Below are 13,123 nucleotides of genomic sequence, written 5' to 3'. Positions count from 1 at the left end.
CAGTCGGCTTGAACCTCCCAAAACGATGGGGATGATCTGCCTGCCTTCAAGCGTCAGGATGGACACGCCCGAACAGTCCGCCGCCCTCCTGGGGACAATGGAGAGGTTCAACGCCTCCTGCAACGCAGTGGTCCTTGTGCGGGTACTAATATTGAAGACATAGTCCCCCTCCCCTTAACATAATTGGTAAGTTCTGCCATGCCTGACTTCAGGCTATGCGGGGGGGGACAGAGTAATGCACCTTGTCCTGAGGGTTGGGCAGAAAGAGGAAACTACTGGATGAGGGATAGGGAGCTTAGGAACACGGCGGTGACCCCGGCGGCCATTACCGGTCCTACCAGGATGCCGCCGAACAGGAGGATGGAGGCGATGGAACCCACGATAACACTCGTGGCGATTTCCGGGCAAATGGCCAGTAGCTGCACACCACGGCTATTGAGCACAGCTGCGACCGCTCCCCCGGTTACCGCCACCAGGCCGGGCAGGCTCAACAAGGAGGCCTTGAGGTCTTCTGGCGTGATCTTGCCTGAGGCAAAGGGGGGCAGGAGCGCCAGGGTTAACAGGAGGAGCCCGAGTTCCACGCCACGCTTCTCCAATAAGAGAAGGGCTGGCTGTAGCTGCAAAAAGGAGAGCACCAGGAGTATGCCAGCAGCCGAGGCGAGGAGACTGTTTCTGATGCCGACCCCTAGCAGGAACATCAGGATGAGAGGCAACTGTTCAGCGATGGGCCTCACGGCACCTCCCCCCAACGTGTGCCTAGGAATATAAGGGAAACCCCAGCGAGGATCAACAGAAGTCGCGAGGGCGGCACCTGGCCGGCCAGAGACGACAGGCCAAGCCCCGTGGCAAGAAGAAGCACCAACGGCCCGCACACACCCAGAACACCGTTGATCCGCAAGGCCACCGGAATACTCCCGAAGTGCCACATAAGCATCGCGGCGCTGAGCTCGATGCAGCCCGAGAGGACTCTTAACAGGCACATTCCCAGCAGGGTTTTACCTGCCACTCCCTGGCCTCCTTTGCTGGACTTCACTGAAGGCTATGTGGGCAAGGTGTCCCATAGACCGGATCCGGCAACCTTGTCCTGTAGATGGGCTGTTATCCCCGGACCTGGGGCCGCATAGCATCATTAGCGAGCGAGGAGGGAGGGCGAATGAAGCGCTACGTTCTCTTGTCTATAAGCCGAAGGCATCTTTCCCTGGTGGGGCTGCTCATCCTGTGCATCCTGGGGCTCCTGGCCGGTGCTCTCAGTGGCAGGCCTTGCAGCGTAGGTGCATTGGCTCTATTCGAAGAACAGGTGGTGGTCATAGATCCTGGGCACGGGGGATGGGATCCCGGGGCAAGCGGTAATGGTGGTGTGGAGAAACACATAGTGCTGGAGATATCGCACTACCTCAGGGGGTATCTTGAGGTCAGTGGGGCCGAGGTGACGATGACCAGGGAGACGGATACTGACATGAGCCACAGCGGGGAGGGCTGGCGTGAGCGAAGTGATCTGGAGGCCAGGGTCGCCCTGGGAAACGCATCTGGGGCTGACGTCTTCCTGAGTATACACTGTAACGCGTTTCCCTCTCCAAGGTGGGGAGGGGCCCAGACCTTTTACGTTGCGGGCAGACACCCTCTCAACGAGCCCCTGGCTCTCTCTGTCCAGAAGGCCCTGGTGGAACACACAGGGCGAACCAGCAGGGAGGCTTCGCAGAAGATCGATCACTACGTCCTGAAGAACCTGGAGATCCCGGCTGTGACGGTGGAGGTCGGTTTCCTGTCTCAGCCCGAAGAGGCCCGGTTGCTGCAGACGGAGGGCTACCAGAGGAGGGTCGCCTGGGCCATCTTCATGGGCCTGGCCTCGTTCTTCCGGGGATCCGAGTAGAAGTGTCCCGGAAATGAGAACAATACAGTTGCCGGGCCTTGAGCCCAGGTCACCGCCCCTGGACCGCTCCAGGGGCTTTCTCGGAGGTGGTCCCATGACAGGCATCGATAAACACTTCGCGGAGCGCCGCGCGGCGCTGGCCCACCTTAGCGCCGATGAACTCAGGCAGAGGTTCTGGTCTGCCGCTCGTGAGGCGGTGAGCCCCCTGGTGGAAATGGCCAGGACACATACTACCCCTTCCATCGAGAGGTCAGTGCTCATGAGGATGGGCGCGACTAGCCTGGAGGCCCAGGCCATCGTGGAAAGATGCCTCGACGTTGGCCTAATGGGCAAGGGAGCTGGCCATGTGGTGCTCCGGGTGGCCCAGATCACCGCAAGCGACCCGGCTGAAGCCCTCCGGCGGCTTGGCCGTGGCGAAGGGTGGGAAGCGGCTGCCCTGGCCTTCAACTGCCCACCCCCGAGGGGAGAAGGGCCGGGTACCAGGGTCTCCGGCATACATGACACCCAGTGAGCCCCTGGACGTGATGGCCCTCTTGAGGGGGCTTAAAGCCTACCGCCCCAGGCGGCAAGGATGGATTCCAAGGCGTCCTGACGGTTCTGTGCTCGGGCCCTTCCAGTACCGGGAATCCTCCTCACCCTTATCCAAGGGTGTGCCCCTTCCTGCGGCGAGGCACTTCGGGGGGATTGACCCCCAGCCTGACTGCACCATCAGCACAGAGATAGCCTCCGGGCGGTTTGAGGATGACCTCAGGCGAATGCGCATGGCGGCCTGGCACGGTGCGGACCACGTGATGGTGATACGCACTGCAGGTCAGAGTCATGTGGACGGCCTTTTAGAGGGAACCCCTGAGGGTGTAGGCGGGGTACCTATCACCCGCAAGCAGCTCAGGGCCACCAGGAGCGCGCTGGACCTTATCGAAGACGAGGTGGGTCGCCCCATCAACCTTCATTCCTACGTGAGTGGCCTAGCGGGTCCCGAGATGGCCGTGCTCTTTGCCGAGGAGGGACTTGGGGGGGCTCACCAGGATCCCCAGTACAATGTGTTATACCGGAACGTGAACATGGTAAGGTCCTTCGTTGATGCCGCGGAGGCCAAGAGGGTCATGACTGGCGCTGGCATCATCCAGATAGACGGTGCCCACAACGCCAATGCCACTGCCCGGCAGGCTTGGAAGGTAATGCCGGAGCTCATGGTGCAACACGCCATCAACGCTGCCTTCTCCGAGATGGTCGGGATGCCCCCGGACATGATCTACCTGAGCACGGTGCCCCCCACGGCCCCCCCGGCGCCCAAGGTTCGCCTGGACCTGCCTTACGCCGTAGCCTTGCGCCAGTTCTTTCCCGGCTTCCGGTTCAGGGCTCAGATGAACACGCGCTATATGGAGGCAGACCCCAGGGAAGCCACGGTTACCCATGTCCTGGATGTGCTCATATCTAGGCTAACCTCGGCAGACATCCAGAGCACCATTACCCCGGACGAGGGCAGGAACGTGCCTTGGCATCACAACAGCGTGGCAGCCGTGGACACGGCGAAGCAGGCGCTCACCGGGCTGGATGGACTGGAGGAAATGGTCAGTCTCAGGTGGGACGGGCCCCTGAGGGATGCGGTCAGGGAGATCCAGGAGCGGGCCTTGTTGCTGTTGGAGGACATCCTGGGGGTGGGAGGCTACTTCCAGGCTGTGAGCCAGGGGTTCTTCGTGGACTCGGGGCTCTATCCAGACAGGGAAGGCGACGGGATAAAGAGAGACCCTGGAGGGGGTGTGGGGGCCGGCAGTGTCATCCCAAGGGATGCGGACTACCTTGCCCCTGTGTGCTCCCATTTTGGCCAGAACATGCCCGGCGGCGACCCACCCTGCAAATTTATAGGGGGGTGCACGCTTTGCCGCCCTGAGCGGATTCCTTACATTGACGAGCTGGACCCTGAAGATAACGTGAGGGTCAGGATGGCCCTCACCGAACGTCATCGCAATGGTGAAGTGCTGCGGCCGGAGGTGCAATGGAGGGCTGACGGCATCATCACTGTGACCATGCTGTTCCCCGCGGCTACCGGTGTGGCCCAGGCGGCTGGCTTGGAGACCGCAGCCAGAATGGGGTTACAGGAGCCCGAGGTGACATATGCCAGGGTTATGCACCCAGCCGAGGCAACGCTGGTGGAGGTGAAGGGACGGGTTCCCTGGGACCTAGACCCTTCCACGCTCGAGATGCCTAGGAGAGAACCGCTCCTAGCGGAAGAGGAAATAAGGGAGGCGATACTGCTCGCCCCCATGAGGGTTGTGGCGGCCACGGCCGGCGAGGACGAGCACTCCATGGGCATGCGGGAGATCCTCGACATCAAGCACGGGGGCATCGAGAAGTTCGGGATTTCCTGCCTTTACTTGGGCACATCAGTGCCCGTGAACAAGATGGTGGATGCCGCCCGGGAGGTCGACGCTCACGCCATACTCATGAGCACCATAATCACCCATGGGGATGTTCACAGGCGCAATATGCGGAGGCTCAGCCAGTATGCCCAGGAATCAGGGATCAGGGAGCGCCTGGTGCTTTTGGCCGGGGGCACCCAGGTCACCGGTGAGATGGCTCGGGAGTGTGGACTGGACGGCGGGTTCGGCCGGGGCGCCAAAGGCATTGAGGTTGCCTCGTTCCTGGTCAAGGCTCGTAGGGCACGGGGGCTCGAAGGGAGGAGGTAAAGGCATCCTGGTGAAGAAGAATATGGACGGGGCCCGGCCGGATGTCCTGGTGGCGGAGATCGGCAGTACTACCACTGTGGTCAGTGCCTTCGAGGGTATCGAAACAGGCCAGCCAAGCCTGGTGGGCCAGGTTACGGTAGAGACCACCGTAGACCAGGGTGATGCCCGCCTAGGCCTCAACGAAGCCATAAGAGCCCTGGGCCCCATGGCGCAGGGGCTTCCTCTCATGGCATGCTCCAGCGCCGCGGGCGGCCTGGTCATGAGCGTGCACGGCCTGGTCTACGACATGACGGTGAAGGCTGCGCGGGAGGCTGCCCTGGGAGCGGGAGCTATAGTGAAGATGGTCACGGCAGGGCTCCTCAGCCGCTGGGACCTGGAGGAAGTATCCCGGCTGTCTCCGGGGATAATCCTCCTTGCCGGGGGCGTTGAGCATGGAGACCGCAACACCGTGGTTGCCAACGCCAGGGCCCTGGCGGCAGTGCACGCCCGCATACCGGTGGTCTTCGCGGGCAACAGCAGCGCGCGCCAGGAGGTCGTCGATATCCTGCGCAGCCAGGGGCGCAGGGTGGAGACCGCGGAAAACGTATACCCCGCCATAGACCAGCTGGATGTTGAGCCTGCCCGCATGGTGATACAGCGGGTATTTGAGGAGAGGATAACCGAGGCCCCCGGGATGGCCCGGATCCGCCAGGGGCTTTCAGGGGTATTGTTGCCCACCCCGGGGGCGGTGATGGAGGCGTCAACCCTCCTTTACCGTGAGCTCGGAGACCTGATGACCATTGATGTAGGGGGAGCCACCACTGACGTGCACTCCATCACGGAGGGCTCGGAGGAACTACGAAGGATCTCCACCTTTCCTGAGCCATTCAGAAAACGAACTGTCGAGGGTGACCTGGGTGTCCGGCGCAATGCGGTTCACATCGTAAACATCATCGGTGAGGAGGACCTTTCGAAAGACCTGGGACTGGATGCCCGGGAGGTGCTAGCATCAATGCACACCATGCCCTCTACCCCTCTAGAAGAGAGGTTGGTAGCCCGCTTGGCCAAGGAGGCTGTGGGCTTGGCAGTGGCACGGCATGCTGGCCGCCTCAAGGAGGTCTACGGGCCTGGAGGCCGATCTGTGGTAGCGGAGGGCAGGGACCTGGGGAGAGTCGAGTGGATCGTGGGGACTGGGGGACCCCTTACCAGGCTGCCCGGGGGGAAAGAAGCCCTGGAGGCGCTCACGGTCCCGGGGCCAGGCAGGGAGATGTATCCCCGGGATGCCCGGGTCCTGCTGGATGGCAACTATGTCATGGCGGCATGCGGAGTACTGTCGACTCGGTGGCCCAAGGCTGCGGCAAGTCTTCTTTGCGAGAGCACAGGAGTCCACAGAGGGGTGTGATGCCGTGGCAACTGTGGTTTTTGCGGGGCTGTGTCCTCATCCCCCAGTAATAGTGCCGGAGGTTGGCCGGGAAAGCCTGCGTGAGGTCGAGGCTACGGTCAACGCGATGGAACAGCTGTCCAAGACGGTTCGATCCACCGAACCCGAAGTACTGGTGATGGCTGGACCTCATGGGCTTCAGTACTGGGACGCAATAGGTGTGGTTTCGGGTGACCAGGTGAGGGGTACCCTCGGAGCCTTCGGGGCTCCGGAGGTGTCGCTGGAGTTCAGCCTGGATGCCGGCACCCGGCAGGAGGTAATCAGGGCAGCGACCCAGACCGGCCTTGAAGTGAGGGAGGCACGGGCCGACCTGGACCACGGCTTCCTGGTCCCCCTTTACTACATCAGGAAGGCGGGTGTCAGCGCCCCCCTGGTCCTTCTAGGACCAGGTGCGTTGCCCACCGGTGCCCTCTACCGGATGGGTCTTGAAATGGCAAGAACCTTCACCAAGAGGGTGGCCTTCATTGCCAGCGGCGACCTCTCCCATCGCCTCAAGTGCGGGGCCCCGGCGGGATACCACCGCATGGGGCAGGTCTTCGACGACCTCGTCGTCAAGGCACTACGCGAGGGAGATGCCGGGGCGCTGCTGAACATGGATGAGAACCTGGTGGAGCAGGCGGGCCAGTGCGGGCTCAGGCCCGTGGCGATGCTCTCCGGCGTGGCTAAGGACAGTGGGGGGTTCCAGGTGCTCTCCTATGAAGGCCCCTTCGGTGTGGGATACCTTGTGGCCCAGGCTATCGCCCAGGACTACCTGGTATCCTTGGCCCGCAGGAGCCTGGAGGCCTATGTAAGGTGCGGGAGGATCATCGAGCCAGATGATGTTCCCCCAGAGTTCTCATCGCTGGCAGGGGCCTTTGTATCCATTCACTCCCGGGGCCGCCTCAGGGGATGCATCGGGACAATAGCCCCTACCAAGGGGAGTGTTGCCTTGGAGGTGGTGGAGAATGCGATAGCCGCTGGCACCCAGGATCCGCGCTTCCCCGCGTTGAGGGCTTGGGAACTGGGCTCTCTCACATACAGCGTAGATGTTCTTGGAGAGCCCGAGCCCGTTAGCGGGCTTGGAGACCTTGACGCCAGGGTCTACGGTGTGATAGTGGAGAAGGGAGACAAGCGTGGCGTGCTCCTCCCCGGCCTTGACGGGGTGGACACCCCGGCGGAGCAGGTGGCTATAGCCAGCCAGAAGGCGGGCCTCAGGCCGGGAGAGCACGGGGTGAGGCTCTACCGGTTCAAGGTGACGAGGTTTGGAAGGAAAGGATGAACCCATGGACACCGGGCGAGAGGCTATGTACTACGAAGCGGCGGGGGAGCGCATCCACTGCCACCTGTGCCCCCAGGACTGTCGAATTGCCCAAGGGCAGAGGGGCGTGTGCCGGGTGCGCCTGAACAAGGATGGCAGGCTGTGGGCCACAAACTACTCTAGGTGCACAGCGCGGGCGCTAGACCCCACAGAAAAGAAGCCCCTTTACCACTTCTACCCTGGTTCTTACCTTCTCTCCCTGGGCACTTTGGGCTGTAATCTGAAGTGCGGGTTTTGCCAGAATTGGCAGATCTCCCAGAGGGACGCCCCCAGTTACCGGCTTCTCCCTGAAGAGGCCGTGCAAGACGCCGTGCAGGCCAGGGAGGGTAACCCCCGCTGCGTGGGGCTGGCCTACACCTATTCCGAGCCCTTGATGTGGTATGAATACGTCCTGGAGACAGCTGCTCTAGCCAGGCAGAAAGGACTCAAGAACGTCCTGGTGACCAATGGCTTCATCAACAGGGAGCCCCTTAAGGGACTCCTGGATCTCATCGATGCCGCCAACATAGATGTGAAGGCCTTCACTGAGGACTTCTACCGGAAGCACTGCAAGGGGCGTCTAGAACCCGTAAAGGAGACAGTGGAGGTTGCCTGTGGCGCGGGGTGGCATGTAGAGGTGACGACCCTGGTGATTCCCGGTCTAAACGATGACGAGAAGGAATTGGCGGACCTAGCCCGGTGGCTGGCATCAATAGACAAGGACATTCCCCTGCACCTCACACGGTACTTCCCCAACTACCGCTACAGTATGCTGGCGACCCCGCTGGACACACTGAAGAGGGCCTGGGAGGTTGCCAGGGAGCACTTGTCCTATGTCTACACGGGCAACATGGCGGGCAGGGAGGGCTCCACGACCCTTTGCCCGCAGTGCGGGTACGCTCTCATCTGCCGTGAGGGAATGCATCTTGGCCAGTGGGACCTGTCTCATGGGGCCCAGTGCCCGCAATGCGGGCAAACCATAGCCATAACCGGTTCCATAATGAGTTGAGGAGGATGAAAAAATGCAGAACATGAAGGGCAAGGATGTGATTTCCCTTCACGACCTCAGCGTTGAGGAGGTTTCACAGATCATCACCACCGCTGCCCACTACAAGGTGCTGGACAAGACGGGGGAGCATCCCCAGCCCCTTCAGGGCAAGACGCTGGGCCTCATATTCCACAAGCCATCCACCCGCACCCGGATATCCTTTGAGGTGGCCATGTACCAGCTGGGTGGCTATCCCTTGTTTCTCAGCGCCCAGGACCTCCAGCTCAAGAGGGGAGAAACCATAGGCGACACAGCCAAGGTGCTTTCCCGTTACATACATGGCATCATGATACGCACCTTCAGCCACAGTGATGTCATAGAGCTGGCTCGGCACGCCACGATCCCCGTGATCAACGGGCTCACAGACCTGCTTCATCCCTGCCAGGCCCTGGCAGACTACCTGACGCTCTACGAAAAGAAGGGACACCTAAAGGGGCTGAAGATAGCCTACGTGGGAGACGGCAACAACGTGGCTCACTCCCTGATGTTCGGTGGGGCGAAGACCGGGGTGAGTGTCACTATCGGTTGCCCGCCTGGATACGAACCGGACCCCGAGATTACGAGACTAGCCACGGAGGATGCCAAGCTCACGAAGGCATCCATAGCCGTCACCAATGACCCTGTGGAGGCAGTCCGGGGCGCTGACGCGGTCTATACCGATGTGTGGACCAGTATGGGCCAGGAAGAGGAGAAGGAGGCGCGTCTTGGTGCACTCAGGCCCTACCAGGTCAACGCCGGACTTATGAGCCATGCCCGGGACGATGCGGTGTTCCTCCATTGCCTCCCAGCCCACAGGGGCGAGGAGGTTACCGGCGAGGTAATCGACGGGCCACAATCAGTCGTATGGGATGAGGCCGAGAACAGGCTTCACGTGCAGAAGGCCATTCTTGCCCTGGTGATGTAAGGACCAGCTTCCCTTCAGGAAGCTGGAGAGTGGGGGAGTACACGTGGATTGGAGGACATCCATCACGGCCTTCGCCATGATCTTCCTGGCCGAGCTAGGTGACAAGACCCAGCTCACCACCATGTTGCTGGCTGCACAGACGAGGTCCCCGGTGGCGGTGTTCCTGGGGGCCTCCACAGCCTTGGTGCTCACTTCCCTCCTGGGGGTTGTGTTCGGGGAGGCAATAACCAGGGTGGTACCTGTCCGTCTTATCCGTTCCATCGCGGGAGCGTTCTTCGTCGTTGTGGGCATCCTGCTCCTGGCTTCCAGGGGCAAGTAGCGTCGCTATGGGAACGAGGGGCGTCTGACCTGAAGGTGTTGCCTCAAGAGGTGGCCGTTGCCCGGCCATATTCTGGAAGTGCCAGGTACAGCTTGCCCGGGGATCTACTTTGCGGTACACTAGATATGTGTGTATGCGCCTGTAGCTCAGAGGATAGAGCGCCGGCCTCCGGAGCCGGGTGCGCAGGTTCGATTCCTGCCAGGCGCACCAGATAACCAAGCCCGCCGCTGGCGGGCTTTACCGCGTGACATATTTACTCCTCGCCTAGGTAGGCACGCCTCACCATATCGTTTCCCCGCAGGTCCTCGGCATTGCCCTCCATGACGATGCAGCCTGTCTGGATCACGTAGCAGCGGTGCGCTACCTCCAGCGCCACGTGGGCATTCTGCTCTACCAGGAGCACCGTGGTGCCCTCCCTGTTCAAGCGTTCTATGGATTCAAAGATCTGCGCGGTCAGAACGGGCGCCAGTCCCATAGAGGGTTCATCCAGCATTAGGATCTTCGGTCTCATCATGAGTGCCCTGGCGATGGCCAGCATCTGTTGTTCGCCGCCGCTCAGGGTGCGACCCTTCTGCTTGAGTCGTTCCTTCAGCCGGGGGAAGAGGTCGAAAACCAGGCACCTGTACTCCTCTAGCCCTGCCTTGCCCTTGAAGGCGTAGGTGCCCATGGCCAGGTTTTCTTCCACGGTGAGACTAGGGAAAACCCTGCGGCCCTCGGGGACATGGGCGATCCCGGACAGCGCTATCTTGTGGGGCGACAACCCACCTATGCGCTGGCCATCCAGCACAACCTCACCGCTCCTTGGCTTCAAGAGCCCCGATATGGTCTTTAGCGTAGTACTCTTCCCGGCTCCGTTTGACCCAAGAAGCGTCACTATCTCTCCCTCGGTTACCTCAAGTGACACGTTCTTTAGGGCCTCCACGTTGCCGTACGAGGTGCTGACATCGTTCAACTCTAGGAGTGCCATGGTCATTTCCCCTTTGGAATAAGACGGCCTAGCTGATCACCTTGTGCTTCACACCGAGGTACGCCTCGATTACCTTGGGGTTGGACTGTACCTCGGGCGGTTTGCCCTCGGCGATCTTAGCCCCGTGGTCCAGCACGAAGATCCTGTCAGAGAGGTTCATGATGAACTTCATGTGATGCTCGATGAGAAGAAAGGTAAGCCCCTTATCCCTCAGCTGGTGAATGTAGTCTATCATCTTATTCACAAGGGTCAGGTTCACACCAGCGGTGGGCTCGTCCAGGAGCACCATCTCCGGGTCGGTCATCAAGGCCCTGACCAGTTCCAGGCGCTTCTGATCCCCGTAAGAGAGATTGCAGGCCAGCTCGTTCCTGAGATGGGTCAATTCCACGAAATCCAGGAGCTTCAAGGCCTTCTCATTGTAGAGGCGTTCATCCTCATTCACCCTCCGGGAGCCCCTCAGCACCGCCAGCACGCTTTCACCAGAGCTAACCGGCGCCAGTAGCATATTCTCCATCACGGACATCCGGGGGAAGACCCGGGTCACCTGAAAGGTACGAACAAGCCCCTTCTTGACGATCTCGTGGGGCTTGAGGCCAGTTATGGGCTCGCCCTTGAAGGTTATCTCCCCGCTGTCGACCCTGTAGAAGCCGGTGATCAGGTTGTAGATGGTTGTCTTGCCTGATCCGTTGGGCCCAATGAGCCCGCATATGGAGCCTCGCTCTACCTCGAAGCTCACACTATCCACGGCCTGCAAGCCTCCAAAACGCTTGTTCACTTCAGTTATCTTGAGCATGTTCACTACCCATTCCCTTGGCAGTCTTGGGCTTCAGGTGAAGGCGCCTCTCACCCAAGAGCCCATTGGGTCTCACCAGCATCATGATGACCAGCATAAGGCTGAACATTATCTGCTGAAGTGGCGCGGACACGGATGGCGGCAGCCCGAAGAACCGTGTGGACTCCCTGATCAAGACCAGGATGAACACGCCCACCAGTGACCCCGCGTTGCTGCCCAACCCGCCAAAGACCACTATCAGCAGGACGAAAATGGTTTGGTTCAGCGTGAAACTCGTAGGGTCTATGAATGTGATGTAGTGGGCGTAGAGGCTGCCCGCAACGCCTGCAAACAGGGAACCCACCACAAGGGCCACCAATTTGAACCCCACAACATCCTTCCCCATGGCCTGGACGGCGATCTCGTCCTCCCTGATCCCCTTGAGCACCCTGCCGTAGGGCGAGTTCACCATCCTCTCGATGACCACGTAGGTCAAGACAAGGAATCCCAGCATCAAAGCTACGTATGAGGGCATGCTGGAGAACTGGTAGCCAAGGATCTCAGGGCGAGGTATGCCCGGCAGTCCCATGGGCCCCCTCGTGAGTCCCACCCAGTTGCGGAATACGCTCCTCATTATCTCACCAAAGCCCAGAGTGGCAATGGCGAGGTAGTCGCCGCGGAGCCTCAATGTGGAAAAACCGATGAAGCTGCCGGACAGCCCTGCCAGGAGGGCGCCAGCCATGAGTCCGATCCAAACCGGAGACCCTGCGCGGGTTAGCAGGGCCGAGGTATATGCCCCTATACCGAAGAACGCGGCATGCCCCAGGTTGAAAAGTCCAGTGAAGCCTATCGTAAGGTTCAGGCTGATTGCAAGTATCCCGTAGATGCACATCAGGACAATGATGTGATATATCATAGTTTAGTCTCCGCCTCGTAGCGTTCCCCCAGGAGCCCCGAGGGCTTGACCAGGAGGATCGCCAGGAGTATCACATATGCAATGGCATCCTTCCACACAGCGGGGATGAACCAGACCCCCAGGTTCTCCGCGAAGCCGATGAGGAGGCCTCCCAGGATGGCCCCGTAGATGCTTCCTAGGCCACCGAGGATTACGGCGGCAAAGGCCTTGATAGTAACCACCAACCCAATGGTGGGTTGGAGGTCAGCCTCGTACCCCACCAGGATACCCGAGACCGCGGCCAGGGCAGCACCGATCACGAAGACGATGGATATCACCTGGTTTGAGTCTATCCCCATCATTGATGTCATCTCAAGGTCATCGGATGTGGCCCTCACCGCTACCCCCAGGGGGGTCTTGTTGATCAGCCAGTGCATGCTCAGCATGAATACAAGCGCCGCCCCGATAATGGATACCTGGACCGGGGTGATCCTGGCACCTAGGAGGTAGTACCCGGCCTCAATTGGACGAGGGTAGGCCCTGATGTCGGCTCCCCAGATCAGCATGGCGATGCTCTCCAAAAGAAGGGAGATGCCAATGGCAGTCATCAAGGGCGCTAACCTGGCAGCCTTTCTCAGGGGCCTGTAGCCTATGCGTTCTATCCCAAAACCCAAAATGCCCGAGATTAGCATGGACAGGAGGAAACTCAGGACCAGGTTGAGCCCTAACCACACGATGAAGGCATAGGCCAAGTAGGCTCCTACCATGACCACGTAGCCGTGGGCGAAGTTCATCATCTTCAGGATGCTGTACACCATGGCGTAGCCCGCCGCCACCATGGCGTAGTTGCTTCCAGAGATCAAACCGTTAACCAGGAGTTGAGGCAGCATGTCCATGCCTTCCATCCTTTCACGGGGGGGGGGCCGGCGGGCCCCCGCGGCCCCCCCCCCGGCGGCCCCCCCCCC

General features: G+C 60.6%; 14 protein-coding genes and 1 tRNA gene. 9 read left to right on the top strand and 6 right to left on the bottom strand.

Annotation, left to right across the window (positions count from 1 at the left end):
* Nucleotides 1-272: 272 nt before the first annotated feature.
* Together AB1576_11920 and AB1576_11915 are read right to left on the bottom strand one after the other, a co-directional pair.
* The gene (locus AB1576_11920) at nucleotides 273-734 is read right to left on the bottom strand and encodes a DUF441 family protein (GenBank protein MEW6082450.1); all 462 of its coding nucleotides are present in this window, start codon (nucleotides 732-734) and stop codon (nucleotides 273-275) included.
* Nucleotides 731-1,006 (bottom strand): YqhV family protein, encoded by a 276-nt coding sequence (locus tag AB1576_11915; protein MEW6082449.1) that lies wholly within the window; start codon nucleotides 1,004-1,006, stop codon nucleotides 731-733. The genes AB1576_11920 and AB1576_11915 overlap by 4 nt, the downstream gene beginning before the upstream one ends.
* A gap of 147 nt (nucleotides 1,007-1,153) precedes the next feature.
* Between AB1576_11915 and AB1576_11910 the strand changes: the two genes are divergently transcribed.
* The 9 genes from AB1576_11910 (at nucleotide 1,154) to AB1576_11870 (ending at nucleotide 9,734) form a co-directional block, all read left to right on the top strand.
* The gene (locus tag AB1576_11910) at nucleotides 1,154-1,870 is read left to right on the top strand and encodes an N-acetylmuramoyl-L-alanine amidase (protein MEW6082448.1); all 717 of its coding nucleotides are present in this window, start codon (nucleotides 1,154-1,156) and stop codon (nucleotides 1,868-1,870) included.
* 13 nt (nucleotides 1,871-1,883) lie between these two features.
* A complete protein-coding gene (locus AB1576_11905) occupies nucleotides 1,884-2,381 on the top strand; it encodes an ornithine aminomutase subunit alpha (GenBank protein ID MEW6082447.1) in 498 nt (165 codons plus the stop codon).
* Nucleotides 2,368-4,557, top strand: a complete 2,190-nt coding sequence (gene oraE / locus AB1576_11900) for a D-ornithine 4,5-aminomutase subunit OraE (protein MEW6082446.1) — start codon at nucleotides 2,368-2,370, stop codon at nucleotides 4,555-4,557. Before AB1576_11905 ends, oraE begins: the two co-directional genes overlap by 14 nt.
* Nucleotides 4,558-4,567: 10 nt before the next feature.
* Nucleotides 4,568-5,938: a glutamate mutase L gene (locus AB1576_11895; GenBank protein MEW6082445.1), complete on the top strand. Its 1,371-nt coding sequence runs from the start codon at nucleotides 4,568-4,570 to the stop codon at nucleotides 5,936-5,938.
* Nucleotides 5,939-5,942: 4 nt separating this feature from the next.
* Nucleotides 5,943-7,235: an AmmeMemoRadiSam system protein A gene (amrA, locus tag AB1576_11890; GenBank protein MEW6082444.1), complete on the top strand. Its 1,293-nt coding sequence runs from the start codon at nucleotides 5,943-5,945 to the stop codon at nucleotides 7,233-7,235.
* Nucleotides 7,219-8,262, top strand: a complete 1,044-nt coding sequence (gene amrS / locus AB1576_11885) for an AmmeMemoRadiSam system radical SAM enzyme (protein ID MEW6082443.1) — start codon at nucleotides 7,219-7,221, stop codon at nucleotides 8,260-8,262. Before amrA ends, amrS begins: the two co-directional genes overlap by 17 nt.
* Nucleotides 8,263-8,275: 13 nt before the next feature.
* Entirely contained in the window at nucleotides 8,276-9,205 is a 930-nt protein-coding gene (gene argF, locus AB1576_11880; protein MEW6082442.1) for an ornithine carbamoyltransferase, read from the top strand.
* Between the two features lie 43 nt (nucleotides 9,206-9,248).
* Nucleotides 9,249-9,524 carry a TMEM165/GDT1 family protein gene (locus tag AB1576_11875; GenBank protein ID MEW6082441.1) on the top strand — a complete coding sequence of 92 codons (276 nt, stop codon included), beginning with the start codon at nucleotides 9,249-9,251 and terminating at the stop codon, nucleotides 9,522-9,524.
* 135 nt (nucleotides 9,525-9,659) lie between these two features.
* Nucleotides 9,660-9,734: transfer RNA gene (locus AB1576_11870), tRNA-Arg, on the top strand.
* A gap of 43 nt (nucleotides 9,735-9,777) precedes the next feature.
* Here the strand turns inward: AB1576_11870 and AB1576_11865 are convergent.
* The 4 genes from AB1576_11865 to AB1576_11850 all read right to left on the bottom strand — a co-directional run.
* On the bottom strand, nucleotides 9,778-10,491 hold the full coding sequence (locus AB1576_11865) for an ABC transporter ATP-binding protein (GenBank protein MEW6082440.1): 714 nt from the start codon (nucleotides 10,489-10,491) through the stop codon (nucleotides 9,778-9,780).
* A gap of 28 nt (nucleotides 10,492-10,519) precedes the next feature.
* Nucleotides 10,520-11,284: an ABC transporter ATP-binding protein gene (locus tag AB1576_11860; protein MEW6082439.1), complete on the bottom strand. Its 765-nt coding sequence runs from the start codon at nucleotides 11,282-11,284 to the stop codon at nucleotides 10,520-10,522.
* A complete protein-coding gene (locus tag AB1576_11855; GenBank protein MEW6082438.1) occupies nucleotides 11,268-12,179 on the bottom strand; it encodes a branched-chain amino acid ABC transporter permease in 912 nt (303 codons plus the stop codon). Before AB1576_11855 ends, AB1576_11860 begins: the two co-directional genes overlap by 17 nt.
* On the bottom strand, nucleotides 12,176-13,123 hold a 948-nt coding region (locus AB1576_11850; protein ID MEW6082437.1), incomplete at its 5' end, for a branched-chain amino acid ABC transporter permease. The genes AB1576_11855 and AB1576_11850, both read right to left, overlap by 4 nt.

The organism is Bacillota bacterium, assembly GCA_040754315.1.
GTDB lineage: Bacteria > Bacillota > Sulfobacillia > DUSP01 > JBFMCS01 > JBFMCS01.
This window is presented reverse-complemented; position numbering and strand designations above follow the sequence as displayed.

What these genes read in the sequence shown, in the direction of transcription:
- AB1576_11910 (MEW6082448.1), top strand. Translation starts at nt 1,154, where the DNA reads ATGAAGCGCTACGTTCTCTTGTCTATAAGCCGAAGGCATCTTTCCCTG.
- AB1576_11905 (MEW6082447.1), top strand. Translation starts at nt 1,884, where the DNA reads ATGAGAACAATACAGTTGCCGGGCCTTGAGCCCAGGTCACCGCCCCTG.
- oraE (MEW6082446.1), top strand. Translation starts at nt 2,368, where the DNA reads ATGACACCCAGTGAGCCCCTGGACGTGATGGCCCTCTTGAGGGGGCTT.
- argF (MEW6082442.1), top strand. Translation starts at nt 8,276, where the DNA reads ATGCAGAACATGAAGGGCAAGGATGTGATTTCCCTTCACGACCTCAGC.
- AB1576_11865 (MEW6082440.1), bottom strand. Translation starts at nt 10,491, where the DNA reads ATGGCACTCCTAGAGTTGAACGATGTCAGCACCTCGTACGGCAACGTG.
- AB1576_11860 (MEW6082439.1), bottom strand. Translation starts at nt 11,284, where the DNA reads ATGCTCAAGATAACTGAAGTGAACAAGCGTTTTGGAGGCTTGCAGGCC.
- AB1576_11855 (MEW6082438.1), bottom strand. Translation starts at nt 12,179, where the DNA reads ATGATATATCACATCATTGTCCTGATGTGCATCTACGGGATACTTGCA.